The sequence below is a fragment of the Corynebacterium pseudogenitalium genome (assembly GCF_024453815.1).
Lineage (GTDB): Bacteria > Actinomycetota > Actinomycetes > Mycobacteriales > Mycobacteriaceae > Corynebacterium > Corynebacterium pseudogenitalium.
Window position 1 is genome coordinate 701,986 of record NZ_CP072934.1, and the last position, 25,412, is coordinate 727,397.

At 60.2% G+C, this 25,412-nt stretch carries 21 protein-coding genes, 3 rRNA genes and 1 riboswitch; of the genes, 11 read left to right on the forward strand and 13 right to left on the reverse strand.

All coding sequences use genetic code 11. The features are described from left to right. Positions 1 to 9: 9 nt before the first annotated feature. From KBP54_RS03380 to rrf, 3 genes are all read left to right on the forward strand, one after another. A 16S ribosomal RNA gene (locus tag KBP54_RS03380) occupies positions 10 to 1,526 on the forward strand. A gap of 435 nt (positions 1,527 to 1,961) precedes the next feature. After that, positions 1,962 to 5,041: ribosomal RNA gene (locus tag KBP54_RS03385) — 23S ribosomal RNA — on the forward strand. A gap of 159 nt (positions 5,042 to 5,200) precedes the next feature. Beyond that, positions 5,201 to 5,319, forward strand: a 5S ribosomal RNA gene (gene rrf / locus KBP54_RS03390). Together the 16S, 23S and 5S rRNA genes form the textbook arrangement of a ribosomal RNA operon. 152 nt (positions 5,320 to 5,471) lie before the next feature. On the opposite strand, the gene KBP54_RS03395 is transcribed toward rrf, so the two are convergent. The 4 genes from KBP54_RS03395 to KBP54_RS03410 all read right to left on the reverse strand — a co-directional run bounded on the left by KBP54_RS03395 (position 5,472) and on the right by KBP54_RS03410 (position 10,514). Next, a complete protein-coding gene (locus KBP54_RS03395; RefSeq protein WP_256006316.1) occupies positions 5,472 to 5,978 on the reverse strand; it encodes a GNAT family N-acetyltransferase in 507 nt (168 codons plus the stop codon). A gap of 130 nt (positions 5,979 to 6,108) precedes the next feature. Continuing rightward, on the reverse strand, positions 6,109 to 6,759 hold the full coding sequence (locus KBP54_RS03400) for a DUF3239 domain-containing protein (RefSeq protein ID WP_070976074.1): 651 nt from the start codon (positions 6,757 to 6,759) through the stop codon (positions 6,109 to 6,111). A gap of 10 nt (positions 6,760 to 6,769) precedes the next feature. Then, a complete protein-coding gene (locus KBP54_RS03405) occupies positions 6,770 to 8,422 on the reverse strand; it encodes a DNA repair helicase XPB (protein WP_256006318.1) in 1,653 nt (550 codons plus the stop codon). 16 nt (positions 8,423 to 8,438) lie between these two features. After that, positions 8,439 to 10,514, reverse strand: a complete 2,076-nt coding sequence (locus KBP54_RS03410; RefSeq protein WP_256006320.1) for a helicase-associated domain-containing protein — start codon at positions 10,512 to 10,514, stop codon at positions 8,439 to 8,441. Between the two features lie 53 nt (positions 10,515 to 10,567). On the opposite strand from KBP54_RS03410, the gene KBP54_RS03415 reads away from it, so the two are divergent. Next, positions 10,568 to 10,762, forward strand: a complete 195-nt coding sequence (locus KBP54_RS03415; RefSeq protein WP_070362866.1) for a hypothetical protein — start codon at positions 10,568 to 10,570, stop codon at positions 10,760 to 10,762. Positions 10,763 to 10,882: 120 nt separating this feature from the next. On the opposite strand, the gene KBP54_RS03420 is transcribed toward KBP54_RS03415, so the two are convergent. Next, positions 10,883 to 11,533: a resuscitation-promoting factor Rpf1 domain-containing protein gene (locus KBP54_RS03420; RefSeq protein WP_070362865.1), complete on the reverse strand. Its 651-nt coding sequence runs from the start codon at positions 11,531 to 11,533 to the stop codon at positions 10,883 to 10,885. 11 nt (positions 11,534 to 11,544) lie between these two features. Beyond that, positions 11,545 to 11,718, reverse strand: a riboswitch (cyclic di-AMP (ydaO/yuaA leader). Positions 11,719 to 11,955: 237 nt separating this feature from the next. Between KBP54_RS03420 and KBP54_RS03425 the strand changes: the two genes are divergently transcribed. Continuing rightward, complete coding sequence (locus tag KBP54_RS03425) at positions 11,956 to 12,339, forward strand: cold-shock protein (protein WP_070362863.1); 384 nt, start codon at positions 11,956 to 11,958, stop codon at positions 12,337 to 12,339. Positions 12,340 to 12,342: 3 nt separating this feature from the next. Here the strand turns inward: KBP54_RS03425 and KBP54_RS03430 are convergent, their stop codons facing one another. Together KBP54_RS03430 and KBP54_RS03435 are read right to left on the reverse strand one after the other, a co-directional pair. Continuing rightward, a complete protein-coding gene (locus KBP54_RS03430) occupies positions 12,343 to 12,849 on the reverse strand; it encodes a DUF2771 domain-containing protein (protein ID WP_070362862.1) in 507 nt (168 codons plus the stop codon). 10 nt (positions 12,850 to 12,859) lie between these two features. Further along, entirely contained in the window at positions 12,860 to 13,645 is a 786-nt protein-coding gene (locus KBP54_RS03435; RefSeq protein WP_070976442.1) for a glutaminyl-peptide cyclotransferase, read from the reverse strand. A gap of 47 nt (positions 13,646 to 13,692) precedes the next feature. Between KBP54_RS03435 and KBP54_RS03440 the strand changes: the two genes are divergently transcribed. Then, positions 13,693 to 14,364, forward strand: a complete 672-nt coding sequence (locus tag KBP54_RS03440; protein ID WP_369822037.1) for a DUF3027 domain-containing protein — start codon at positions 13,693 to 13,695, stop codon at positions 14,362 to 14,364. Positions 14,365 to 14,368: 4 nt separating this feature from the next. On the opposite strand, the gene KBP54_RS03445 is transcribed toward KBP54_RS03440, so the two are convergent. Then, positions 14,369 to 15,025 (reverse strand): hypothetical protein, encoded by a 657-nt coding sequence (locus KBP54_RS03445; RefSeq protein ID WP_256006322.1) that lies wholly within the window; start codon positions 15,023 to 15,025, stop codon positions 14,369 to 14,371. Between the two features lie 180 nt (positions 15,026 to 15,205). On the opposite strand from KBP54_RS03445, the gene KBP54_RS03450 reads away from it, so the two are divergent. Both KBP54_RS03450 and KBP54_RS03455 read left to right on the forward strand, forming a co-directional pair. Further along, on the forward strand, positions 15,206 to 16,663 hold the full coding sequence (locus KBP54_RS03450) for an NCS2 family permease (protein ID WP_256006324.1): 1,458 nt from the start codon (positions 15,206 to 15,208) through the stop codon (positions 16,661 to 16,663). A 3-nt stretch (positions 16,664 to 16,666) separates the two neighbouring features. Beyond that, on the forward strand, positions 16,667 to 17,512 hold the full coding sequence (locus KBP54_RS03455) for a TrmH family RNA methyltransferase (RefSeq protein ID WP_256006327.1): 846 nt from the start codon (positions 16,667 to 16,669) through the stop codon (positions 17,510 to 17,512). Here the strand turns inward: KBP54_RS03455 and KBP54_RS03460 are convergent. From KBP54_RS03460 to serC, 3 genes are read right to left on the reverse strand one after another with little or no spacing between them, the layout of a single operon-like run. Further along, positions 17,472 to 18,320, reverse strand: coding sequence for a DUF6928 family protein (locus tag KBP54_RS03460; RefSeq protein ID WP_256006329.1), 849 nt, complete (start codon positions 18,318 to 18,320; stop codon positions 17,472 to 17,474). The two genes, KBP54_RS03455 and KBP54_RS03460, sit on opposite strands and share 41 nt — an antisense overlap. Positions 18,321 to 18,329: 9 nt before the next feature. Beyond that, positions 18,330 to 19,256 carry a septation protein SepH gene (sepH, locus tag KBP54_RS03465; protein WP_070479219.1) on the reverse strand — a complete coding sequence of 309 codons (927 nt, stop codon included), beginning with the start codon at positions 19,254 to 19,256 and terminating at the stop codon, positions 18,330 to 18,332. Between the two features lie 54 nt (positions 19,257 to 19,310). After that, the gene (gene serC / locus KBP54_RS03470) at positions 19,311 to 20,438 is read right to left on the reverse strand and encodes a phosphoserine transaminase (RefSeq protein WP_070362856.1); all 1,128 of its coding nucleotides are present in this window, start codon (positions 20,436 to 20,438) and stop codon (positions 19,311 to 19,313) included. 269 nt (positions 20,439 to 20,707) lie between these two features. Here serC and KBP54_RS03475 point away from each other — a divergent pair, with 269 nt between their 5' ends. From KBP54_RS03475 to KBP54_RS03485, 3 genes are all read left to right on the forward strand, one after another. Further along, the gene (locus KBP54_RS03475) at positions 20,708 to 22,003 is read left to right on the forward strand and encodes a citrate synthase (protein ID WP_070362855.1); all 1,296 of its coding nucleotides are present in this window, start codon (positions 20,708 to 20,710) and stop codon (positions 22,001 to 22,003) included. Between the two features lie 99 nt (positions 22,004 to 22,102). Beyond that, the gene (locus tag KBP54_RS03480; RefSeq protein ID WP_070362854.1) at positions 22,103 to 22,462 is read left to right on the forward strand and encodes an FKBP-type peptidyl-prolyl cis-trans isomerase; all 360 of its coding nucleotides are present in this window, start codon (positions 22,103 to 22,105) and stop codon (positions 22,460 to 22,462) included. A 9-nt stretch (positions 22,463 to 22,471) separates the two neighbouring features. Beyond that, positions 22,472 to 23,308, forward strand: coding sequence for an aldo/keto reductase (locus KBP54_RS03485; RefSeq protein WP_256006331.1), 837 nt, complete (start codon positions 22,472 to 22,474; stop codon positions 23,306 to 23,308). 88 nt (positions 23,309 to 23,396) lie between these two features. Here the strand turns inward: KBP54_RS03485 and KBP54_RS03490 are convergent, their stop codons facing one another. Both KBP54_RS03490 and KBP54_RS03495 read right to left on the reverse strand, forming a co-directional pair. Next, the gene (locus KBP54_RS03490; protein ID WP_256006333.1) at positions 23,397 to 24,203 is read right to left on the reverse strand and encodes a DUF1906 domain-containing protein; all 807 of its coding nucleotides are present in this window, start codon (positions 24,201 to 24,203) and stop codon (positions 23,397 to 23,399) included. Between the two features lie 19 nt (positions 24,204 to 24,222). Then, positions 24,223 to 25,389, reverse strand: coding sequence for a YibE/F family protein (locus KBP54_RS03495; RefSeq protein ID WP_256006335.1), 1,167 nt, complete (start codon positions 25,387 to 25,389; stop codon positions 24,223 to 24,225). Between the last annotated feature and the right edge of the window lie 23 nt (positions 25,390 to 25,412).

A 25,412-nucleotide genomic window follows, 5' to 3' on the forward strand; every position in this document is an offset into this window, starting at 1 on the left:
GAAATAGTTTTTGTGGAGAGTTTGATCCTGGCTCAGGATGAACGCTGGCGGCGTGCTTAACACATGCAAGTCGAACGGAAAGGCCAGTGCTTGCACTGGTACTCGAGTGGCGAACGGGTGAGTAACACGTGGGTGATCTGCCCTGTACTTCGGGATAAGCTTGGGAAACTGGGTCTAATACCGGATAGGACAACTTTTTGGATATTGTTGTGGAAAGCTTTTGCGGTATGGGATGAGCTCGCGGCCTATCAGCTTGTTGGTGGGGTAATGGCCTACCAAGGCGTCGACGGGTAGCCGGCCTGAGAGGGTGTACGGCCACATTGGGACTGAGATACGGCCCAGACTCCTACGGGAGGCAGCAGTGGGGAATATTGCACAATGGGCGCAAGCCTGATGCAGCGACGCCGCGTGGGGGATGAAGGCCTTCGGGTTGTAAACTCCTTTCGCTAGGGACGAAGCATTTTTGTGACGGTACCTGGAGAAGAAGCACCGGCTAACTACGTGCCAGCAGCCGCGGTAATACGTAGGGTGCGAGCGTTGTCCGGAATTACTGGGCGTAAAGAGCTCGTAGGTGGTTTGTCGCGTCGTTTGTGTAAGTCCACAGCTTAACTGTGGGACTGCAGGCGATACGGGCATAACTTGAGTGCTGTAGGGGAGACTGGAATTCCTGGTGTAGCGGTGAAATGCGCAGATATCAGGAGGAACACCGATGGCGAAGGCAGGTCTCTGGGCAGTAACTGACGCTGAGGAGCGAAAGCATGGGTAGCGAACAGGATTAGATACCCTGGTAGTCCATGCCGTAAACGGTGGGCGCTAGGTGTGAGTCCCTTCCACGGGATTTGTGCCGTAGCTAACGCATTAAGCGCCCCGCCTGGGGAGTACGGCCGCAAGGCTAAAACTCAAAGGAATTGACGGGGGCCCGCACAAGCGGCGGAGCATGTGGATTAATTCGATGCAACGCGAAGAACCTTACCTGGGCTTGACATGTAGCGGATCGCCGCAGAGATGTGGTTTCCCTTGTGGTCGCTATACAGGTGGTGCATGGTTGTCGTCAGCTCGTGTCGTGAGATGTTGGGTTAAGTCCCGCAACGAGCGCAACCCTTGTCTTATGTTGCCAGCACGTAATGGTGGGGACTCATGAGAGACTGCCGGGGTTAACTCGGAGGAAGGTGGGGATGACGTCAAATCATCATGCCCCTTATGTCCAGGGCTTCACACATGCTACAATGGTCGGTACAGCGCGTTTGCTACCTTGTGAGGGGATGCTAATCGCACAAAGCCGGCCTTAGTTCGGATTGGGGTCTGCAACTCGACCCCATGAAGTCGGAGTCGCTAGTAATCGCAGATCAGCAACGCTGCGGTGAATACGTTCCCGGGCCTTGTACACACCGCCCGTCACGTCATGAAAGTTGGTAACACCCGAAGCCAGTGGCCTGTCATGGGAGCTGTCGAAGGTGGGATCGGCGATTGGGACGAAGTCGTAACAAGGTAGCCGTACCGGAAGGTGCGGCTGGATCACCTCCTTTCTAAGGAGTTTTATGTTGGCCCACAGTTGTGGGCTGTTTTTTGTTGGTTGAGTCACCGTGGGTGTGGCTGCCAATTGTTGTTTCCGGGTGGAGACACACCAGCTACAAGGTTGCCACGCATTCGTGTGGTGGTTGTGGTTGTGGTTGCAGTGTGACCGGGTTGTGTAGTCAAAAAGAAGTGTTAATTATTGTGTGTTGGTGCACTGTTGGGTGTCTGAGGCAGCAGTTGTGTTGTCTTGAATGATTCCGCGTGTTGATCACTGACTGGTTTGGTTGGTGGTTGGTGTGTGGGGTGTGTTGTGTGAGAACTGTATAGTGGACGCGAGCATCTTTATTCTTGTGGAAGAATTTTTTGATTGTAAGTTTGCCTAACAACAAGTGATTGTCATGCTGTTTGTGTGTGGTGGTTGTTTGTTGTTTGTTTGTTGTGTGTTTTTGTTTTGTTACAAGGGCGTACGGTGGATGCCTTGGCATGCTTAGCCGATGAAGGACGTGTGAGGCTGCGTTATGCCTCGGGGAGTTGCCAACAAAGCGTTGATCCGAGGATGTCCGAATGGGGAAACCTGGCACTTGTTATGGAGTGTTACCTGCAGATGAATGTATAGTCTGTGTGGGGGTTACGCGGGGAAGTGAAACATCTCAGTACCCGTAGGAGAAGAAAACAATTGTGATTCTGCTAGTAGTGGCGAGCGAACGTGGATGAGGCTAAACCATGCGTGTGTGATACCTGGCAGGGGTTGCGCGTGTGGTGTTGTGGGCGATGATTGTGGGTATGCTGCCATGTACCCCTATGATGCGGCGTGTTAGCGGAAGTCACCTGGGATGGTGTGCCGGAGAGGGTGAGAGCCCCTGTACGTGAAGGCGTGTCGTGTTGTGGTGATTGTTTGCCCGAGTAGCAGTGGGCTCGTGGAATCTGCTGTGAATCTGCCGGGACCACCCGGTAAGCCTAAATACTAAGTGTGACCGATAGTGAATAAGTACCGTGAGGGAATGGTGAAAAGTACCCCGGGAGGGGAGTGAAAGAGTTCCTGAAACCGTGCGCTTACAATCCGTCAGAGCACCGCGTGTGTGTGATGGCGTGCCTTTTGAAGAATGAGCCTGCGAGTCAGCGGCATGTCGCGAGGTTAACCCGTGTGGGGTAGTCGTAGCGAAAGCGAATCCTAATTGGGTGTTGTAAGTGGCATGTCCTGGACCCGAAGCGGGGTGATCTACCCATGGCCAGTGTGAAGCAGCTGTAAGAGGTTGTGGAGGCGCGAACCCACTTAGGTTGAAAACTGAGGGGATGAGTTGTGGGTAGGGGTGAAAGGCCAATCAAACTCCGTGATAGCTGGTTCTCCCCGAAATGCATTTAGGTGCAGCGTTATAGTAGTTTGCCGGAGGTAGAGCTACTGGTTGGTTGAGCGGGACTATCATCTTAGCAACATCAGCCAAACTCCGAATGCCGGTTAAGTGTTCTATAGCAGTGAGACTGTGGGGGATAAGCTTCATAGTCGAGAGGGAAACAGCCCAGATCGCCGGTTAAGGCCCCTAAGGGTGTACTAAGTGGAAAAGGATGTGGGATCGCGAAGACAGCCAGGAGGTTGGCTTAGAAGCAGCCATCCTTGAAAGAGTGCGTAATAGCTCACTGGTCGAGTGGTTCTGCGCCGACAATGTAGTGGGGCTCAAGTACACCGCCGAAGCCGCGGCATAGTTTTTACTATGGGTAGGGGAGCGTCGTGCATGGGGTGAAGCCATACTGTAAGGGGTGGTGGACTGTGTGCGAGTGAGAATGCAGGCATGAGTAACGAGAGATACGTGAGAATCGTATCCGCTGGATGACTAAGGGTTCCTGGGTCAAGTTCGTCTTCCCAGGGTGAGTCGGGTCCTAAGGCGAGGCCGACAGGCGTAGTCGATGGTCAACGGGTTGATATTCCCGTACCCGTATGCATGCGACAAAGAGTGAAGCGGTGATACTAACCACCCTGAACTGGCAACATGCGCACCACTTGTGGTGTGTGGTTGTTGGTGATGCGTGGGGCCTGATCCGTGGTAGTTCAGTGATGGGGTGACGCAGTCAGGTAGCCGCGCCAAGTGTTGGATTACTTGGTGTAAGCGTGTGGCACGTCGACTTGTGAAATGCGGTCGATATTTTGTGTGAGGCGTGATGCGTAGCCCAATTGTGGGTGATGGTGGTGATCCTTTGCTGTCGAGAAAAGCCTCTAGCGATGTGTGTGTATGGCCCGTACCCGAAACCGACACAGGTGGTCAGGTAGAGAATACTAAAGCGGTCGGGTGAACTGTGGTTAAGGAATTCGGCAAATTGCCCCCGTAACTTCGGGAGAAGGGGGGCCCTTGCTGGTTGCATACCTTTTTCGGTGTGTTGCTGGTGGGGGTCGCAGAGAATAGAGGGGAGCGACTGTTTATCAAAAACACAGGTCCGTGCGAAGACGGTTAAGTTGATGTATACGGACTGACGCCTGCCCGGTGCTGGAAGGTTAAGAGGACCTGTTAGGACTCATGTCCGAAGCGGAGAATTTAAGCCCCAGTAAACGGCGGTGGTAACTATAACCATCCTAAGGTAGCGAAATTCCTTGTCGGGTAAGTTCCGACCTGCACGAATGGCGTAACGACTCCCCTGCTGTCTCAACCACAGGCCCGGTGAAATTGCAGTACGAGTAAAGATGCTCGTTTCGCGCGGCAGGACGAAAAGACCCCGGGACCTTCACTATAGCTTGGTATTGGTATTCGGTGCGGTTTGTGTAGGATAGGTGGGAGACTGTGAAGTGGTCACGCTAGTGATTGTGGAGTCGTTGTTGAAATACCACTCTGACCGTAGTGGATGTCTAACCTTGGCCCATGATCTGGGTTGGGGACAGTGCCTGGTGGGTAGTTTAACTGGGGCGGTTGCCTCCCAAAATGTAACGGAGGCGCCCAAAGGTTCCCTCAGCCTGGTTGGCAATCAGGTGGTGAGTGTAAGTGCACAAGGGAGCTTGACTGTGAGACTTACAAGTCGAGCAGGGACGAAAGTCGGGACTAGTGATCCGGCACCTACTTGTGGATGTGGTGTCGCTCAACGGATAAAAGGTACCCCGGGGATAACAGGCTGATCTTCCCCAAGAGTCCATATCGACGGGATGGTTTGGCACCTCGATGTCGGCTCGTCGCATCCTGGGGCTGGAGTAGGTCCCAAGGGTTGGGCTGTTCGCCCATTAAAGCGGCACGCGAGCTGGGTTCAGAACGTCGTGAGACAGTTCGGTCTCTATCCGCCGCGCGCGTTGAAACTTGAAGAAGGCTGTCCCTAGTACGAGAGGACCGGGACGGACGTACCTCTGGTGTGCCAGTTGTTCCGCCAGGAGCAGGGCTGGTTGGCTACGTACGGGAGGGATAACCGCTGAAAGCATCTAAGCGGGAAGCCTGTTTTGAGATGAGGTTTCGTTTGAGGTTCCCTAGAGATGATGGGGTTGATAGGCCGGATCTGGTAGCACTGTGAGGTGTGTAAGGTGACTGGTACTAATTACACCGAGACTAAAACAAAACACATGGTGTGCATTGTTTATGGTCAAATTATTGAGTGTTCTTCCGCGAGAAGAGAGTGTTTGCGTCCACTGTGCAGTGTCTGGCATGACATGCCTGTGCTGATTATTTGAATATTGTCGTTGTTATCAACAGTATTGTGTTGGCACGTTTTTGGTCGTGTCGGTGGTTGATGGCGGCGGGGAAACGCCCGGTCCCTTTCCGAACCCGGTTAGCTAAGCCCGCCCGCGCTGATGGTACTGCACCTGGGAGGGTGTGGGAGAGTAGGTTACCGCCGGCCTATAACTTCATTTTATTGTGTGTGGTGGGTTCCATTATTCCCGGTGTGGGGGTGGTGGTACCCACCACACTCTTTTTTATGCACCCACAACAAACAACAGGGCGTATACAGAGAAGCTCGTATCGAGAACCCCGCCGCGTTGAGCCCAGAATTCAGGAGAGGCGGTAGACCTCGTAATCGTTCGGTACACCCGCACCATGGACGTGCTGGAATCCGAGCCTCAATGCTAAACCGATCGATGCCTCATTAGTGGGGTCGATGATAGCGATGACTGGAAGCTGCGGGAAACGTTCCTGTGCATTGGCAATCGCCGCAGATGCAGCCTCCTTTGCGTATCCCTGGCCCTGAGATTCAGGGGCGAATCGGTAATAGAGGTTGAGTACCTGTTCACCGGCTTCCTCACTGTGGCGTACTCCAGTAAACCCGATGGTTGTTCCGTCAAGCATGGACACTACGTAGTAGCCAAGACCCTGTTCATCCCAGTTTTCTTGCCATGTGCTTGCCAACTCCTCTGCCTCTTTGCGGTTTTTCATCGCGAGGTCGGGACGGTGTTGATAGGTGCGGGCGTCGGCGTGGATCCTAAAAATGGCGTCTATATCTTGGTCCGTGGGAGGAGTGAGGATAAGGCGAGGGGTGCGAAGGGGAAAAGCATCGTTCATCTTGGAATCTCCGTTCAAAGTGTTAGGCCTCTCAGGCTACCTGGCCTCAATGGCTGAGGCATGGCGCAAGCAATACGCCCCAGGGGACATAAGCATTCCCTGGGGCGTACGCTGAGGCGAGGATGTCGGCCTAAAGAGCTATGAGCTCATTTCTAGACTTCTTGACTAGATCCTCGTCGCGGATAGCTTGCTTGAGGGCGCGCCACTGATCGTCGGGGATGTAGTCCGTGGCTTGTTTGATAACTTCCTCTGAAGGGGTGCCCCACGCGATTGGCATCGGAGTAATCGTTGCCCAGTGTGCCTTGTCGCGGGATGTGCGCTGGCCTCCCACAGCGACGCACGGAACTGCAGCGCCAACCTTAGGAGTGACGCCGGGGATCCGTTGCACCACAGTTGAGGTGAGCGCCCACTCGGCAGGGGACTGCTGGTCAACGACTGTGTTTACTAACGCGGTGAGGGTAACTGTGGTGCCCTTGTCATCGGTGATGACAGCGGGAGAGAGGGGGTTGGCGTCGTAAATTGCTTGGGTACGTGGAACCGCGCGAGGAATAGCAAGACCGACGATCAGCATGATGGTGCCGAAAAAGATAAGGGAGAGGGATCCGAGTAGGCGCCAGGGGGAGGTCGGGTCGACGAGGAACCAGACTATGACGCCCGCGATGAGGCAGACGACGAACAGAGCGATGCTTGAGGTAACGAGGTTCTTGGTATTTCGAATAAGTTCGTTGTGTTCTTTGGCGTATTCTTCGTCGACGTTGAAGCGGAATGGTTGTTCAGTCATAGGCCACAGTCTATAGGCCGCGTTTGAGGTCTGAGGCATCCATGATGCGATAAGCGTAGCCCTGTTCGGCGAGGAAGCGTTGGCGGTGCATGGCGTACTCGGCGTCCAGGGTGTCTCGTGTGACCACGGTGTAGAACAAGACCTCGCTGCTGTCTGGCTTGGGTCGAAGGAGTCGGCCGAGGCGCTGGGCCTCTTCCTGGCGGGAACCGAAGGTGCCCGACACCTGGATGCCCACCGCTGCTTGGGGTAGATCAATGGAGAAGTTCGCCACCTTCGATACGACGAGGGTGCGGAGCTCGCCCTGGCGGAAGCACTCGAAGGCTTCTTCGCGGGCTTTGGTGCTGGTGCGGCCGTCGATGAGTGGGGCGTCGATCTGCTGCGCGATGTGGCGCAGGTGATCGACGTAAGCTCCGATGATGAGCGTCGGTTCGCCCTCGTGGCGGGCGAGAATGTCCTTGACCGTCGAGAGCTTGGCTGATGCGGTGGCGGCCAGGCGGTAGCGCTCGCGTGCGGAGGCCGTCGCGTAGCTGAGGCGCTCTTCTTCCGTGAGCGTGGTGCGGACCTCGATGCATTCGGCGGTGGCGATGAAGCCTGCCATTTCGAGTTCTTTCCAGGGGGCGTCGTAACGCTTGGGGCCGATGAGGGAGAAGACGTCGTCTTCGCGGCCGTCCTCGCGGATGAGCGTTGCGGTCAGGCCGAGACGGCGGCGGGACTGGAGGTCGGCCGCCATGCGGAAAACGGGGGCGGGGAGGAGGTGGACTTCGTCGTAGATGATGAGGCCCCAGTCGGTGGTGTCGAAAAGCTCGAGGGCGCGGTATTCGCCTTTCGTTTTCCGGGTGACGACCTGGTAGGTCGCGATGGTGACCGGGCGGATCTCCTTCTTTTCGCCGGAGTACTCACCGATTTCTTCCGGGGTGAGCGTGGTGCGGCGCAGCAGCTCATCGCACCACTGCCGCCCGGCGATAGTGTTGGTTACAAGGATCAGCGTGGTCGTCTCTGCCTGCGCCATCGCGGCGGCGCCAACGATGGTTTTGCCCGCACCGCACGGCAGGACCACCACGCCTGAGCCGCCCTCCCAGAATGCTTGAGCGGCGTACTGCTGGTAGTCGCGAAGCTCCCAACCGTCAAAGTCGAGCGCGATTGGGTGGGATTCGCCGTCGACGTATCCGGCGTGGTCCGCCACCGGCCAGCCCGTCTTGATGAGTTCTTGTTTGATGCGCCCGCGCGCGGACGGGTGTACGCCTACCGTGTGCTCGTCGAAGCGCTGGCCAAGAAACAGGATGATGTTCTTGTTGCGCGTAATCTCATCCAGGATTGGGGGCTCTTCCGTGGCGAGGATGAGCCCGCGTTGTGGATCGTTGAGTAGGCTGACGCGCCCGTAGCGCGCCATCGTCTCCGCAATGTCGATGAGGAGCGACTGGGGGACGGGGAACCGGGAATAGCGCTCGAGGACATCGATTGCGGTCTCGGCGTCGAAGCCGGTGGCGCGGGCATTCCACAGCGCAAGTGGGGTGATGCGGTAGGTATGGACGTGCTCGGGGGCGCGCTCGAGTTCAGCGAATGGGGAAAGCGCTGCGCGAGCTTTCGCCGCGTCCGGGTGCGCGATTTCAAGCAGTACGGTTTTATCGGACTGCACGATCAGTGGGCCGTCCCCAAACGTCATTGTTGGACCTTTCTTTCTACACCAGCGTCACAGTGGTGACGCGCCGCAGTGGTATGCGGATCACGCGCTGCGTGGCCGTGTCCTGCGCATCAATGACGCCGACACTCACCGTCAACGGGATGACCGTTAGGGTGTGCTGCGCGCCCTGCGAGTCCGCGTACTCAACTTTGACGCGGCGACGGGCGCGGGCTGCTGCACGAAGCATATCAGTCGTTGACGTTTCGCTGACCCCGGAAGGTTGGCTCGTATCCGAGTTGAGGGCCGCAACAATCTTATCGACGTCCCCTTCGCTCAGAGAGGCGGTTCGGGGGAGCGAGGACGGTGTTGCTCGCACCAGTGTTGGTTCCTCCGCAAGTGTGATGGAGGCGCCGTGGTCGTCTTCGGCGGTTGGCTGCAGGCCCGCGGCTTGCAACTCGTGGAGCAAGCGTGGCAGCGGAAGCGGGCTGACGGCGACGGTGGGTGCCAAGATCCGCAGATCGGCGTGCTCAGCCGCCACGGCGAGGAGGGCAGGGTCGGCGCAGCGGATGTAGCTCAGCGCGCTGCCGGCGCGGATTGCGCCGTGGGTGCGGGAGAGGTCGTCGATAAGGAAGGTGATGGCCTGCGGAACCTCGCCCATGATGTGCTGTTTCAACCATGTGTGCAGTGAGTCGGCGTCGTGCCCACGGTCGAGGGCGCGCTTCAGGGAGGCGTCGCTGATGCGCCACATGCTGGCAAGGCCCGGCGATTCAAGGTCGGCGATATCTTCGACGACGGCGGCGGTCGCCGCATCGAGCGGCCCCGGGGCGAGCAGTGTCATGTCGCCCTGCGCGATGAGTTGCGAGACCTCCGCGGGGACGAGCTGCTTCGTGGCCTCGACGACGTCGCCGTCGTTGAGAAGTGCTTGCAGGGGTGTCGACGCCGAGCTCCCCACGCCGCCAATCGCGCCGATGAATGCGGCTTCGGCGATGGTGGTTTCGATAAGTTGGGGCGAGAAATTCGCTGCTATGAGCGGTACGTGGAACAGTAATCGGGCCTCTTGGTCGGGGCCTGCGTACTCGACGATGCGCCTCCGGGCATGCCTGACGTCGGGGTTGTGGGTGGGCTCCGAAAGGAGGCGGTGCTCCGGCGTCTTGTCGGTGCGCCAGGGCGAGGCGAGCCAGCCGGCGAGGAGGATAGCCCACTGGTCGGCGAGCGTGGCGTCCAACCAGGAAAGAGCGTCGTGGGTGGCCGCGAGTACGTCGGCCTCGTCGGTGCTTCCACGGCCGAGAAGGCCGGCGGATTCGCCCGTGGTAATGAGGAGCGCAGGATCGAAACCGAGGGCCTGCGTTAACCCCGCATGTGCGCGGACCCCCAGGGAGCCGTCCTTGTTCAGTGCGACCGGGGACTCAAGTAACAGGAGCAGTAGCTGGCGGAGCTTGCGCACCGCGTCGAGGCCCGCGCCAGTAGCGTTGCGGTCGATCGTCGGCTGATCTGGATCGTTGACGGCAGGGGCGTGCTCGGGGAACTCGCGCGGTGGCAGGCCACGGAGGACGTCGCGGACGGGGCGAGGTAGGCGAACCGTTGTGGCGTCGACGCGGATGAGCAGCCCTTTCGCAATGAGTGTTGCAACTGGCGTCGTGGGATCCGCGTCCGCCGCGGCGGCCCTCGTCGTGCCGACGGAACCTGACGCCGCTAGCGTATCCAGCACTGAGCGCTCGCGGGCGCTGAGTCCTTCCAGCAGCCCGTCGAGGTTCGGTGGGGCCTGGTCCCCGAGGCGCCAGCCCGACGGCAGCGCGGAAAGTGCCCCTGGTGCGACCCGTACAGCAGTATCCGGGCCATAGATGAGCGCCATCGCACGGAGACGCTCGACGGCCCCGGGAACACGCGCTGCGGGGACACTGTTGGTGTCGACGGGAGAGAGCTCGGCGCCGACGTCCCCGAGCGCTTCCAGAAGCCGCAACTCGGCAGCGTTGAGACGGCGTAACGCTCGTGCTGCAGACCCAGCCAGCGACAGCCGCGTCCCCAGCGAACCCCAGGATGGCGGGGTGGGGTAAAAGGCGTCTGGCCTGAGATAAATGAGCTCCCGGAGTTGTTCGGGGCGCATCGTGCGGAGCGCTTCCTGGAACGTAGTCATAGCGTTGGCTAGTGTACGTGCGATTTTTGTCCAGGCGTGAAAGAATAGTACGCATGGCTAAAGACGTAGAGAAGATCGGTCGCGCGAACCCGGCGTGGCCCACCAACACCCCTGGTAATGGTTCGCCTGTCACCGAGCTGTCCTCGCAGCTTACCGGTGCATCTAGCCCGTTTGGGGACGAGCTCGTGCTCCCACTCCCGGCGGAAGAAATCGGGTACGTCCACCCAACGACGCGAATCAACCGCTAAGTGTTCAACCTTTTGGCCAGCCCTGAAAGAGTGGGCTGGCCAGTCCCTATGCCCCTTTCATAAAGCAAAACAAACGTGCCCGCCACAAGCTTTCTGTGGCGGGCACGTTCTATTGAGTGCTTAGCGGTTCAGCAGTGCTGCGCCGATAGCGGCGAGATCGCCCGAGCGAACAGCGTTGATCAGTGCAGCGTTCTGGCTGTAGAACGCATCGTAGTTCGCGCGGTTCGCAGCGTAGGACTGCTGGATGTGCGCCGGAATCGCGAAACCATAGTTGCTCAGGGAGCTGCCGAGCTGACGGTACAGGGCGTCAACTGGGTTCTCTGCCTGGCGCTGGGCTGCGTCCGGGGATGCAACGGCAGCGCGTGCAGGAGCAGGTGCCGGTGAGACAGCCTGTGCGTCGCGATTTGTCGCAGCGGAGTTCAGTCCAAGGCGAGCGGAGCATGCTGGCCATGCGCCCCAACCCTGCTGTGCCAGGGTGCGCTCTGCAACGATGATCTGCTGCTCACGGGTTGCCAGGTTCGCGGTTGGAGCGAACTGGCCGCCACCGAATGCCTGCCAGGTGGACGCGGAGAACTGCAGGCCGCCGTGGTAGCCGTTGCCGGTGTTGATTGCCCAGTTGCCGCCGGACTCGCACTGTGCGAGACGGTCCCAGTCAGAGTCAGGCGCTGCCGTGGCCTCTGGGGCCATCAGTCCAGCGAACGCCGCGGTTGCGGCTGCGCCGGCGAGTGCCTTCTTGGTCAGGGAAGTGGTCTGCTTGGAATGGCGTCCCATGAAAATACGATGTCCTCTCTTGTTGTCGCTTGCGAAGTAAGCTGTCGGGTTCGGGCTGAGGTGTCCGGTTGCAGTAGCAACTTCACCCCAAGGAAGCTCCGGGAGGGAGTTTCCGAAGGTTGGGTCCTCCGCTTCTGTTCTTTGTGTAATTGTGCGAGGCGAACAGAACTCAGCGTGCCTCGTTTTCTTGCTGCGGGACAGCCTAACGCTTTATAACGATTTAGTCACGCTCCGGGCACTTTTTGGGGTCGGTGTCGCGGACGCGGGGAGACTGGTAGGGCTGTTTGTCCTGTTCACGAGCCAAATTGGCGCGAGTGTGATTTGTGGCACTTTCTTTCGTGTTGGGGCTCGAACGGGCGATACGACTATGATGGATAGCCACTGCTGAGTCTGCATAGAGAACAGAGAAGGAACGAAGACTAATGCCAATTGGAAAGGTGAAGTGGTTCGACGCCGACAAGGGCTTCGGCTTCGCATCCAACCCTGGAGACGACGACGTATTTATTTCTAAGTCGGTGCTCCCGGATGGTGTGGATGAGCTTGTGCCTGGACAGCGCATCGAGTTCGACTTTGCCGCAGGCCGAAAGGGCCCGCAGGCGCTGCGCGTCGCCATCTTGGAGACGCCGAAGCGTCGCCCCGTGCACCGTAGGAAGCCAGAAGAACTCGGAAGCATGCTTGCCGATGTGATGACGCTCATCGAGTCCGACGTGCAACCGGCGTTGACGGCTGGGCGCTACCCTGAGCGCAAAGAGGCTCGACAGGTTGCGGGCATCCTGCGCGCAGTGGCGAAGGAGCTTGACGCCTAAGCGTTATTCAAACGCGACCGACCATGTGGCGACCACCGGGATTTCTTCCCCGTGGTCGTCATTTTTTACGGCCAGCGTCGAGACTTCAGCAACGAGGAGTTTCGCCCCGCCTTCTTTGACGGCAGGAGCGGTCTCTTCGGTGGTCTCGCCCGCCTGGTGGAGGCGCTCTTCGTTGGCGGAGGGGTCGTCGTAAATGAGGAGGAGGCGCCAGCTGCCCGCAGCGATATCTGGGTCGATGCGGAATGTGAGTTCGTCGGAGCCATCACGTGTGAGTGCCGGTGGCTCACCGCCGTCACATTGCTCATCGAGGGGGCAGAGCGTGTAGGGGGCGATCTCGTGCTCGCCGTCGGATGCAGTGACGTGAATCCGAAGGTCTTCTACGGGAAGACCTGGCTGCGAGCGCTGCCAGTTCATGAACGCGTACACCCCAGCGAGCAGGATAGCGACGGCGAGAACTGTCGCACCGAGTTGGAGTGCAAGGCGAGAGGAAGCACGGCGGGAAGCAGTCATGAGCGAAATTCTACTGGGACGGGACCAGCCGGACGCGGTAGAGGTCAGGCCAACGCTTGCCGGTGAGGTAAAACTCGTCGGTGCCAGGGATATGCGCGATCCCGTTGAGCACATTGTTTATGTCTTCGTCGGCGTTGTTGGGAAGAGACGACGCATCGATTCTGGCCGTGACGTGGCCGGAGGTGGCGTCGATACGCACGATGTCGGTGGTTGTGAAGATGTTTGCGTAGACGTCGTCGCCGACGCACTCCAACTCGTTGAGACCCTCGACGGGTTTGCCTTGGTCGGTGACTTCGAACCGCGCAAGCTCGGCGAGCGTGTCCGGGTCCATGCGGCGCAGCTCGGCGGAACCGTCGGAGAAAATAAGTGCATCATCGGTGGCGCACAGCCCCCACCCTTCGCCGTCGTAGTGGGCGGTATCGACAGTTGCTAGGGACGCTGCATCGCGGCGAAACGCGGTGCCCTCCTGCCACGTCAGCTGCCAAACCGAATCTCCGACGCGGGTCATGCCTTCGCCGAAGAACACGTCTGGCAAGGCAACCTCGCCCAACACGTCGCCTTCTGCCGTGAGCCGATACATACCGGACGCTCCGTATTGGCCGGTACTGACGAGGAGCGTGCCGTCCTCATCGACTTCGAGGCCCTGGGTGAACAGGGCAGGGTCGTAGTCGTAGCGTTGTACGATTTCGGGTTTCAGCTGCTCCACCTCGGTGGCAGCTTCATCGCAACCACTCACAGTGAGCAGCACCAAAGGACACATCAGGATGGACCAAAACCGTCGGGAGTGAACACGCATACGTCCATCATGCAGCATTTCCCCAGAAATGGGCCATAATGGAGAGCGTGTCTCAGAACAAGAACTCTTCACCACTGCTGAGCGACAAAGCAATTGAGGTCGCGCGAGAGGCCATCCTCGAGATCGCGGAAGGCGAGGTCGGCGCGCACATCGGTGTCGCTGGGCTCTCGAGCAACGTGGCCACGCACCGCTTCGAAGCGAGCGTGCCTGGCTACAACGGGTGGGAATGGAACGCGGTCGTCGCGTGTGCCACGGGCTCAACATGGGTGACCGTCAACGAGGTCGCGCTCATGCCGGCTCGTGACGCGCTGCAGGCGCCGGACTGGGTGCCGTACTCCGAGCGTCTTCGCCCCGGCGACCTCGGCCCCGGCGACATCATGGAGCCAGCGCCTGACGACGAGCGCCTGACCACAGACTCCTTTGCAAAGGATGCAGTGACGTTCCCAGGCAGGGAAACTGACCACTACCTCACGCAAGAAGGCCTCAACGCGGCGAAGACGCGGTGGCGGAAGGGCAAGTTTGGCCCTAATTCTGCGTTCGCCGAGCAGGCAACGCTGCACTGCCGGACCTGCGCGTTCTACATTCCAATGGAGCACCCAGTGGGGGAGAACTTCGGGGTGTGCACCAACGAATACTCTGCTGATGGCCGCATCGTCGCTGCATCCTACGGCTGCGGTGCCCACGCAGATACCAAGGCGCCGCGCCACGACGGGAAGTAACCCGCTAGAGCAGTGATGCCCGCAGCTGCCGGGTCTTATTGATCTCGCGGTGCGTCGGCAGTAGACCGCGCGAAATCATTCGGGGGCCAGGCTTGGGTGTGCCGTACTCCTGCCATTGCTCGACAAGCCGGGCACCCTGCACAGCATCGACGGCCCACGTCTCCTGGTGCATCAGGTCGAAGCGTGAGAAGCCGTCGTGCGCCTCATGCGTTTCGACGCCCGCCTCCTCCAACACACGCACAACCCCCTCCAGCGCGTATGACCCCGCGGTAGCAGGGTGCCCGGAGATGACCGCCCGCGTGGCGCTTGGAAATGTGATCAGTGGTTGGAGGAGTGCGGAGATGATGCGGCCGCTGGCGTCGGCAAGCAATCCGTCGTTGGTGCCCAGCGTTGCCGATGCGTGCAACTGCCACCCGAGGTCCGGCCCGTGCCTGTTCGGCTGCGCGCGCTGATCCCGGATTGGCTCCGCGAACATGGTGATCTCCGTGGAGGGCGCAGGCGCCGGGCGAAGCGTCAAGGACGCATGGCCTCCCGTGACGTGGACGACCGCTTTGCGAGGGCCCGTAACCTGGCTGACCGTAACGCGGAGGCGTTCAAACTCCGAGTGTGGGATGCCGCAGCCTCGAAGCTTCGAGGTGAGCAGATCTGCATCTGCAACCATGCCTTGCGAAATGACAAAGCTGAATACATCCACTTTGGGCTCCAAGTCGAAATTATTAGGAAGTGTGTGCACTAAGGTAAAAGTCTATTGCAGGCTTTTGGCAGATAGATTTCAGCCGATGCATGCAACAACTTTGCTCTCTTTCATAACTTCCTCAACGAACTAAAGGGGATCTTCGCAGTGAGTATTCCAAGCGAATCTTCAACGAAGCAGCCCGCTAGCGGGCTTGATAAATTCTTCCATATCAGTGAGCGAGGCTCGAGCGTCGGCCGCGAAATCCGCGCCGGTATCGTGACCTTCTTTGCGATGGCGTACATCGTGCTCCTGAATCCTTTGATCCTGGGCACGAGCCCCGACCGCGAAGGTGTCGTGCTTGGTATCCCGCAGGTAGCTGCGGTGACGGCCCTTGCCGCCGGTGTGATGTGTATCTTGTTCGGCGTTATTGCTAAATATCCGTTTGGTATTGCTGCGGGCCTTGGCCTGAACACACTCGTTGCAGTGACACTCGTTGGGCAACAGGGCCTGACCTGGCCAGAGGCCATGGGCCTCATCGTGATTGACGGTATTATCATCTGCATTCTTGCGATTTCCGGGTTCCGTACCGCCGTCTTTGAGGCCATCCCGAACTCGATGAAGGTGGCAATGAGTGTCGGCATCGGCATGTTCATCGCGATGATCGGCCTGGTGGACGCCGGGTTCGTGCGCCGCATCCCTGACGAGGCACACACCACTGTCCCGGTGCAGCTGGGCTTCGGTGGTTCGATCGCCTCGTGGCCGACGGCTGTGTTTGTCACCGGCCTGCTCATCTGTGGCTTCATGGTGATCCGGAACATTCCGGGTGGGCTGTTCATCGGCATCGTCGCGACGACGATCATCTCGATGATTGTGGAGTCCTTCGTCGGTGCAGGCTCGTCCGCTGAGAATGACCACGGCTGGTCGCTCGCGGTCCCTGCGCTTCCGGATTCTTTGGGTGGCATCCCGGATCTGTCCCTCGTGGGCAAAATCGACATGGTTGGTGCCTTCGTTGAGGTCGGTGTCGTCGCCGCCAGCCTCCTGGTCTTCACCCTCGTGTTGGCGAACTTCTTCGACGCAATGGGCACCATGACGGCGCTCGGCCGCCAGGCCGGCCTGACCGACGAGAACGACAACCTGCCAGGCATGAAGAAAGCCCTTGTTGTTGAAGGCTTCGGCGCAGTAGTCGGTGGCGCGTTCTCTGGTTCCTCGAACACGGTGTTCGTGGACTCGTCCGCCGGCATTGCTGACGGCGCCCGCACCGGCCTCGCAAACGTGGTCACCGGCATCCTGTTCCTGCTGGCGATGTTCCTCACCCCGCTGTACGAAATCGTCCCAATCGAGGCCGCCGCACCGGTCCTCGTCGTGGTTGGCGCGCTGATGATGATGCAGGTCAGCAACATTGACTGGACCCGTTTCGACGTTGCCTTCCCGGCCTTCTTGACCATCATCATGATGCCGCTGACCTACTCGATTGCCAACGGCATCGGCGTCGGCTTCATCGCGTTTACCGTGATGGCGCTCTTCGCTGGCAAGCGCAAGGACATTCACTGGATCATGTGGCTGATTTCTGCCCTGTTCTTGATCTATTTCGCACAAGGACCGTTGATGTCGCTAATCTCGTAAAGCGTGAGCATAGTTATCGACGACCCCTCCGACTCCCGGCTTGACGATATCCGCGACCTGAAGCACTCAGACCGCGAGAAAGGCCTGGTGTTTGCGGAGGGGCCTCTTGTTGCGGGACGCCTTGTGGAGTCCCGCTTTCCTGTCCGCGCGGTGTTCGGCTTCGGTGGCCGCCTCCAGTCTTTTTTGGAACAGTACGGCGAGCGCCTCGAAGCGGAGGGAATACCGGTCTACGAGATCAGCCGCGCAGTGATGGGGGAGGTCGCCGGCTACGACATGCACCGTGGGCTGTTAGTCTCCGCGGATAAACCCGAACCGCTGAGCGTCGAAGACGTCGTGGCAGATGCCCGCACCCTGGTAATTCTTGAGGGAGTAGGGGACCACGAGAACATCGGCTCCATCTTCCGCAACGCCGCCGGCATGGGCGTTGATGGCGTGCTGTTCGGTGCCGCCACCGCCGACCCGCTCTACCGGCGCAGCGTCCGCGTATCGATGGGCCATGTGCTTCGCACCCCGTTTGCGCACTTTGGCGGCACCCCAACCACGTGGCAGCGCGAGCTCGCACAGCTGCAGGAACAGGGCTGGTGGCTGGTGTCACTGACCCCTGCGGACGATGCCGTGTACCTCTCAGAGGCACTTAACGATCACGAGAAGGTGGCATTTCTCGTCGGCGGGGAAGGCCCTGGGCTCACGCAGCACGCAATGCGCGCGACCGATGTGCGCGCGAAAATCCCCATGGCGCCCGGAACGGATTCACTCAACGTGGCCACGGCTGCGGCGATTGCGTTCTACGAGCGCCAGCGCGACCTCATCAGCCGCGGTCTGCGTGGCGGATTTTCTCCGCAATCGTAGCCTTCAGGTCGCGGGCGCGGCGACGTAGCCCGCGGCCAACGCGCTTTGCTGCTGCGACGGAGGCGTCGGCAAGCTCGGAAAACTCGTCACGCTCTGCCTCTTCGTCGTGCTGCTCGTAATCGTCGTACGTGTTGGTCTGCTCGGCGAACTTTGCCGCCACCTCGTTGACAGTCTTGGTGCGTGGGGCAGGAGCCTCGACTTTCGGCTCCGGGCGGCCATCCACCGCGTAGCCGATGATGTGCACATCCGGACCGTCCTCGCCGACCTCGATACCCAACCACGCGCGCTCAGCCTCGCGCATCAGCGCTGGCGGCTCGAACGGTAGCGAAATGCCGCCGAGCTGGGGTGCGGTTTCCCCGGCCCAGTACGGGGCCTCGAACGGGTCCGGCAAGCCGACGTCCTCGAAGACGTGGTCGCGGGTGGCAGAGAACGCGCGGCGCAGCGTCTCACCCTGGTAGTGGGCGATCGCCGCGTAGTCCGAATCGGTGCCTTCCGCGTAGACGTAGGTGTCAGCGCTAGGCAGTGCGGTGCGCAGCGCCTTGGCGGTTTCGCTGATGCGCTCCGCGTCCCTGACAAAGAAACGGACAACCGCAACTCCCGGGTACCCCGCGATGTAATACTCGTCCACACCAGGAACCGAGGAACGATTCAGCGGGAACTGGCCAATCGGGGTAATAGGCCACGCCGGGTTAACCTGTGCGAGCAGCTTTCGGCCGAACCCACGGTCCGCCTTCGGCTCGCCCTCGAGCACGTCCTCCGGGTGTGCGACGTTGACAAACCAGCAGGTAACCACGGCGTTATGAGACATAGCGGGGCCCTACTTTCGCGGCCGCTTCGTGTTTGTTCGGACCCCCAACAGGACATCTTCCCAGTGCGGAGTTACAGCTTTTCGACGCCTCTTCTGCGGCTGCGGTGCCTCATCCGGGTGCTGCAAGAAGTCACCGGTCGCGATTGCATCCTCGTCCGAAGCAGCGGGGGCATCGGTGGCGTCTTCGCCCTCATCGACGTCTTGATCGATAGCCGTGAGTGAACGAACTGGCTGCACAAAATCCGGGTCTGTGAGGTCTGCAGCGATGGAGTTTCGCGCCTCCGTCGTCGGTGCGGAACCCATCTGACGGTGGAAGGACCACAGGGCCTCGTTTTCGCTCAAGCCTGCCTGCCACCGGACATGCACCACCCAATCATCGCCGGGCTCACGGGTTGCGTCCCAGGTGGCATCGCTAAGCGAATGCCCGCGGGCAGCGAAAGCGGTGGCGAGGATTTCGAACAGCGTCAGCTTCGCTGGGCCGTCCTCGCGCATCGGGTGCGACTGCTTTGCGGCCTCGGCAACCTGCGAGCGCTCCAGGAGCACCGGGTGGGCGTACGGGTCGATCCGGCTTTCAGCTACCCCCATCTCCTCAGCCAATTCGGATGGCTGGGTGCCGGAGCGGATGCGCGCCTGGATCTGGTTCGGGCGCATCGAAAGCGGGGTGGAGTACAGCGGGTCCGGTTCCGGCAGGCTGCGGGGCTTCTCCTCGGAGGCTGTCTCTGTAGCGTCCTCGGAGTGCTCATCACCGTGTGCATTGTCAGCGTCTGCGGATGGTTCCTGCGCGTCCGGTGCAACCTCAAGCTCAGGCTTGGTGGATTCCTCCTCAGCCACGGCCTGCATCTCGGAACGCGCGAGCTGGTAACGGATGCCCTCGTCATCTCGGAGGACGAAAAAAGTCTCCGTGGACTCCTCATCCATGAGGTACAACTCGCGCATGTGGCTCCTTTCCGCTGACAAATACCTCCACCAGCTTAGCCCATTTGTTCTGGACTACTTCTGGCCCACGCCCTGTTCGATTAGATAGTCAATAGACTTGGTCAGGTGCTTGACGTCCTCGGACTTGATTGCAGGGAACAGACCGATGCGCAACTGGTTGCGGCCAAGCTTGCGGTACGGCTCCGTATCCAGGTAACCATTCTGGCGAAGCGCCTTAGCCAGCTCAGCTGCGTCGATGCGCTCGTCGAAATCGATCGTACCGACGACCTTGGAACGGGCAGCAGGGTCCTCGACGAACGGCGTTGCAAACTCGTGGTTGTCAGCCCACTTGTACAGCAGGGAGGACGAAGCCGTCGTGCGAGCAACCATCGCATCCAACCCGCCGAGCTCGTTCATCCAACGAACCTGCTCCGCCAGCATCAACAGAGGGCTGATTGCCGGGGTGTTGTACGTCTGGTTCTTCCGTGAGTTATCGACGGCCGTCTGCAAGTTCAGGAACGCGGGGATGAAGCGGCCAGACGCCTGGATCTTTTCAATGCGCTCCAGGGCGGCTGGGCTCATCACGGCGAACCACATGCCGCCGTCAGAAGCGAAGCACTTCTGTGGCGAGAAGTAGTAGACGTCCGCCTCGTGCACATTGACGGGGAGGCCGCCGGCGCCGGAGGTAGCGTCGATAACTACGAGTGCATCGGTGTCCGGGCGGCGAACTGGGACCATCGCGCCGGTGGAAGTCTCGTTGTGTGCCCACGCAACGACGTCGGCGTCGGCGCCGTCGAGCTCGTGTGGTGAAGGTGCGGTGCCGGGTGCGGAGTCCACGATCTGCGGATCAGCCAGCCATGGTGCGGCGGCCGAGGCCTTCGCAAACTTTCCAGAAAACTCACCGAACGTCAGGTGTGCAGACTTCGTCTCGATGAGGCCGAAGGTAGCGGCGTCCCAAAAGGCGGTCGCGCCTCCGAGCGAAAACACGATTTCGTAGCCTTCTGGAAGGCTGAAGAAGTCGTGCAAACCTTGGCGGACCTCACCCACAAGATTCTTCACAGCTGGCTGGCGGTGAGAGGTACCAATGATGTCCGCGCCCTTCGCGATAGCCTCTAGCTGCTCCGGGCGAACCTTTGAAGGGCCGCAGCCAAAACGCCCATCGCTAGGAAGCAGAGCTGGGGGAAGAACCGGAAATGTTTGCATGACAGCCTTTCCTGTAACAGGGGGTAGAGAAACTTGACGACGTCACTCGCGTCTCACTGCATCTTATTACCCAACGACGCGCCCGGGGCGCCTTTCGCCAGCTCTTTTCCGGATACTTGAAAATCGAACAAATGGGGGTGTGGTGGTCAATAGATTTATTGAGTTGTGTCGGGCGAGTCACATTTTTTGCTAGCATTGCGGGAGTAAATTGCAACCTCCTTGCATCCCGCAAGGAATAGGGTTTCCGAAACTTCTGAGAAAGGTTTGCTATGGCTTCTGAAGGTCAAGACAAAGCTGTACTTCACTACCCAGGTGGCGAATTCGAAATGGACATCAAGTCCGCCACCGAGGGCAACGACGGAGTGGTGCTAGGCAACCTCCTCGGGGAGACTGGGCTTGTCACCTTCGATCCGGGCTACGTGTCCACTGGCTCGACCGAGTCGAAGATCACATACATCGATGGCGCCAACGGCATTCTGCGTTACCGCGGCTACGACATCGCTGAACTGGCGCAGAATGCAACGTTCAACGAGGTGTCATACCTCCTCATCAATGGCGAGCTTCCAACGACGGATGAGTACAAGAAGTTCAACTCCGAGATTCGTCACCACACGCTTCTCGACGAAGACTTCAAGGCCGCGTTCAACGTCTTCCCGCGCAACGCACACCCAATGGCGGTGCTGGCGTCGTCCGTGAACATTCTTTCTGCTTACTACCAGGACCAGCTGGATCCGCTCGACGAGGAGCAGCTAGACAAGGCAACTGTTCGCCTGATGGCGAAGGTGCCGATGCTGGCGGCGTACGCATACCGTGCATCCCGCGGTAAGCCGTACATGTACCCAGACAACTCGCTGAACGCACGCGAGAACTTCCTCCGCATGATGTTCGGCTACCCAACCGAGCCGTACGAGGTTGACCCGATCCTGGTGAAGGCTCTGGACAAGCTGCTGATTCTGCACGCAGACCACGAGCAGAACTGCTCCACCTCCACGGTCCGCATGATTGCTTCCGCGCAGGCGAACATGTTCGTCTCCATTGCAGGCGGCATCAACGCGCTGGCAGGCCCGCTGCACGGTGGTGCAAACCAGGCTGTGCTCGAGATGCTCGAGGACATTAAGGACAACCACGGTGGCGACGCCACCGACTTCATGAACCGCGTGAAGAACAAGGAAAAGGGCGTCCGCCTAATGGGCTTCGGCCACCGCGTGTACAAGAACTACGACCCACGCGCAGCGATCGTCAAGGAGACCGCACACGAGGTGCTGGAGCACCTCGGTGGCGACGAGCTCCTGGACCTGGCGATGAAGCTCGAGGAGATCGCGCTGAAGGACGACTACTTCATCTCGCGCAAGCTCTACCCGAACGTAGACTTCTACACCGGTCTGATCTACCGCGCGATGGGCTTCCCGACGGACTTCTTCACCGTGCTCTTCGCCATCGGCCGTCTCCCGGGCTGGATCGCACAGTACCGCGAGCAGCTGGCGATGAACTCCAAGATCAACCGTCCACGCCAGATCTACACCGGCTACACGAAGCGCGACTTTGTGCCGCGTGACCAGCGATAATCTCTAGCGTTCACCGCCGGGTACGTATCTTCCTTTATACTTTGGGGATATGTACCCGGCGGTTTCGCCATGAATGAACGACGCAAGGAGTATTCACGTATGGAAAAGCCCACGATTGAGGTACCTGAAGCACCTGCCCCAACGGACCTTGTCATCGAGGATCTCGTAGTCGGCGACGGAGCCGAAGCTGTAGCAGGCGGTTATGTGCAGGTGCACTACCTGGGTGTTGACTATGCAACCGGTGAAGAGTTCGACTCTTCGTGGGACCGCGGCGAGGCCGCGGAGTTCCCGTTGGCTGGCCTCATCGCGGGTTGGCAAGAGGGCATCCCGGGGATGAAGGTTGGCGGTCGCCGCAAGCTGACGATTCCGCCGGAGAAGGCGTACGGCCCTGCTGGTGGCGGCCACCCGCTCTCTGGCCTGACGCTGGTGTTCATTATCGACCTGCTTGACGCGCGCTAAGGATTCGATATGCGCATTCCAGTGACAACACTCAACGACGGTTATGATTTTCCGCTGCTAGGTCTGGGCACTTACAAGCTGCAAGGTGAAGACTGCGTCAACAACGTGCGGCGAGCTATTGAGTTGGGCTACCGCCACATCGACACTGCCTCCTTTTACGGCAATGAGGAGCAGGTTGGGCGCGCGGTCGCCGACGCGATTGCGGCCGGTGATGTGACTCGCGAAGAGCTATTCATCACCTCGAAGCTATGGAACGATGACCAGACTCGTGCAGCGGAAGCCTACGAGGAGTCGCTGCAGCGGATGGGGCTCGAGTTTATCGATCTCTTCCTCGTGCACTGGCCGTGGCCGCAGCACGGGACCTTCGTGCAAGCGTACGAATCTTTGGTGCAGCTGCAGGGCATGGGCCGGTTGCAGTCGGTAGGCGTGGCGAACTTCTATGAAGAGGTGCTCGATGAGATCATCGCGCACACCGGCGTCGCGCCAGTGCTCAACCAGGTGGAGCTGCACGCAGGGTTTACTCAGCAGGAGCTGCGCGCCTATCACCAGGAAAAGGGGATTGTCACCGAGGCGTGGGCGCCGCTCGCGCGAGGCGCGAACCTTGACGATCCGGTGTTTACTCGCCTCGCCGAGAAGCACGGCCGGACCCCGGCGCAGATTGCGCTCGCGTACGTGATGAGCCTGGGATGCTCGGTTGTGCCGAAGACGGCGAATCCAGTTCGCCTCGAGGAGAATCTCGGGGCGGTCGAGGTCGAGCTTTCGCAGGAAGATATCGCAGCGCTCGACGCGTTGAGCGGCGAGCGGATGTCGAATGACCCGCGCGAGTTCCCGGGAGACCCTAGCTAGCACAAACGCAAAGACCCCGGTGCGGCGAGCCTTAACGCTCTGTGCACCGGGGTTTTGCCATGTCCTGGTGACGCTACTTTGCGTGACGCTACTTCGGCAGCAGCGCGCGCCAATCAAAGCGCGATGAAAGCTGGGAGCTGCCCAGGTCGCCAAGGGTGAAGCCGGGGCCGCGTCGCCCAGGGGTCCACTGGCCCCAATCGGCGCTGTAGACGTTGTTGATGTCCACCGTGACGCCGTCGATCACTCCGGTCCACTTTGCTTTCTGGTGGATGTTTGCGCGCGGGTGCAGTTTGCCGCCGGAGCCCCAGTCGTGCTGCCAGAAGAACGAGCCGATGCCGTCTTCGATGCACCACTGGATCACGTTGATGTTTCCGTACACACCGGTCTGGTAGCCACCAAGCGCCAGTGCCGCGGAGAACGCCCGGAGGTAGGGGCGGATCTGGTTCAGGTACTGGGAACGCGAGGGGTTGTCGTCGATCGCGATGTAGATCGGGCGGCCGGTTGGGCCGCCGGCGGAGGCGTGGAGGCGCATCGCCTCCGGTGCGTGGCGGGCGGCAGCAGCGGCGCCGCCGAGCCAATCGGCGGTCTCGGCACGGCCGAACTGGTAGACGGACGCCGTGGCGAGGTCGTTCGCGGCGAAGTCCTGTGTTTCGCCCAGCGTGACGGGCTTGCCCAGCATCCAGTTCGCGCCGGGGCGGCGCTCCGACACGTAGCGGACAGCGCCGAGGTGCCCGGCGGCCTTTACTGCGCGACCGGACGGAACCCCGCCCGCGTAGTCGATCACAGTGCCGAGGACGCGGCCCTGGGCGTGGGCTTGCGCGGTGGAGCCAAGGGTTGCGCCCGCAAGTGCGAGTGCGGTGGTTTGAAGGAAGCGGCGTCGATTAAAAGAAGTCACACCCGCAACTCTAGCAACATTACTGTTGGGGTTGGGGAGCGCGGATTGTCCACGCGGCAATCGCCGTGGTGATCGGCACTGCCAGGACCAACGCGATCGCGCCGATACTCGAACGCATGATCTCGGTGGCCACCACGTCGGAGGTGAGCACCTGGGTCAGCGGCCGGTCGGCGACCTGGAGCAGCATCGACAGGGGGAGGGCAGCGCCCATATACGCCAGGACCAGGGTGTAGACCATCGACGCAATGTGGTCGTGGCCGACCTTCATCGCGGAGGTGAACACGGTGCGGGGCCGGGCGTCGGGCGAAGTCTCATACAGCTCCTGCACCGTTGAAGCCTGCGCAATGGTGACGTCGGTGAGCACGCCGAGGGCACCGATGATGAATCCGGCGAGCATGATGCCTGGCACTTGCACCTGGGGGAGGTACATGTGGATGAGGAGGTTGTTTTCGTCGGCAAGGCCGCGCAGCTGCGTCGTATCGATGGCGAGGCGTGCCGCGAGCGCCGCGAGCCCCAGCGCGGTCAAGGTGCCAGCCAGGGCTGACGCGGACTTCCAATTCCTGCCGTGCACAACAAAGATGACAGGGAAGAGCACCGCCGCCCCTGTCACCAGGGAAAGCCCTACGGGGCTGTAGCCGAGCAGCAGCCCGGGGACCAGGAAGCCGAAGATGACGAGCAAGGTGCACAGTAGGCCGAAAATCGCGCGCACCCCGCGCCATGCCCCAACCACGACGACGACCAGCAGCGTGAGTGCGAGCCACAGCCCAAGCGGTATCGAGCGATCCATGTCAAGGAAGGAGTACGAAGTCTCGGGACTGTGGTGCACCGAGAGCACCACGCGGTCACCGACCGAAAGCTCCGGGGTACCCGGCTGCTGCGCTGTCTCGATCGTGGTGGTGCCTCCGGACTTGAGCTCGACGCGCAGGAAGTCGCACTCAGGGTGGTTCGGCGTTGCGACGCCACCACAGGGAGCCACCGAGTGCTCAATGACGGTGGCCTTGACGGTTTCCGCCGTCGACGTCTGGGTCTGCTCAAACCCGGGCAGGACCTCTGGCTGCTTGCCGCCCGGCCACAGTAGGGCGAGGCCCACTACCGTGGCGATGCTCGCAATCGCGAGGAACGCTACTAGCGCGCCGCGTGCCGTGCGCAGCGGAGATGGCGATGACTGGGTTGCGTGGCGTGCCAACGAAGCTCCCTTGTGAGAACAGT

Bases quoted from the DNA above. Each gene is read 5' to 3' on its own strand.
- KBP54_RS03395 (WP_256006316.1), bottom strand. From the start codon at position 5,978: ATGAACGATGCTTTTCCCCTTCGCACCCCTCGCCTTATCCTCACTCCT.
- KBP54_RS03400 (WP_070976074.1), bottom strand. From the start codon at position 6,759: ATGACTGAACAACCATTCCGCTTCAACGTCGACGAAGAATACGCCAAA.
- KBP54_RS03405 (WP_256006318.1), bottom strand. From the start codon at position 8,422: ATGACGTTTGGGGACGGCCCACTGATCGTGCAGTCCGATAAAACCGTA.
- KBP54_RS03410 (WP_256006320.1), bottom strand. From the start codon at position 10,514: ATGACTACGTTCCAGGAAGCGCTCCGCACGATGCGCCCCGAACAACTC.
- KBP54_RS03415 (WP_070362866.1), top strand. From the start codon at position 10,568: ATGGCTAAAGACGTAGAGAAGATCGGTCGCGCGAACCCGGCGTGGCCC.
- KBP54_RS03420 (WP_070362865.1), bottom strand. From the start codon at position 11,533: ATGGGACGCCATTCCAAGCAGACCACTTCCCTGACCAAGAAGGCACTC.
- KBP54_RS03425 (WP_070362863.1), top strand. From the start codon at position 11,956: ATGCCAATTGGAAAGGTGAAGTGGTTCGACGCCGACAAGGGCTTCGGC.
- KBP54_RS03430 (WP_070362862.1), bottom strand. From the start codon at position 12,849: ATGACTGCTTCCCGCCGTGCTTCCTCTCGCCTTGCACTCCAACTCGGT.
- KBP54_RS03435 (WP_070976442.1), bottom strand. From the start codon at position 13,645: ATGCGTGTTCACTCCCGACGGTTTTGGTCCATCCTGATGTGTCCTTTG.
- KBP54_RS03445 (WP_256006322.1), bottom strand. From the start codon at position 15,025: ATGGTTGCAGATGCAGATCTGCTCACCTCGAAGCTTCGAGGCTGCGGC.
- KBP54_RS03460 (WP_256006329.1), bottom strand. From the start codon at position 18,320: ATGTCTCATAACGCCGTGGTTACCTGCTGGTTTGTCAACGTCGCACAC.
- sepH (WP_070479219.1), bottom strand. From the start codon at position 19,256: ATGCGCGAGTTGTACCTCATGGATGAGGAGTCCACGGAGACTTTTTTC.
- serC (WP_070362856.1), bottom strand. From the start codon at position 20,438: ATGCAAACATTTCCGGTTCTTCCCCCAGCTCTGCTTCCTAGCGATGGG.
- KBP54_RS03475 (WP_070362855.1), top strand. From the start codon at position 20,708: ATGGCTTCTGAAGGTCAAGACAAAGCTGTACTTCACTACCCAGGTGGC.
- KBP54_RS03480 (WP_070362854.1), top strand. From the start codon at position 22,103: ATGGAAAAGCCCACGATTGAGGTACCTGAAGCACCTGCCCCAACGGAC.
- KBP54_RS03485 (WP_256006331.1), top strand. From the start codon at position 22,472: ATGCGCATTCCAGTGACAACACTCAACGACGGTTATGATTTTCCGCTG.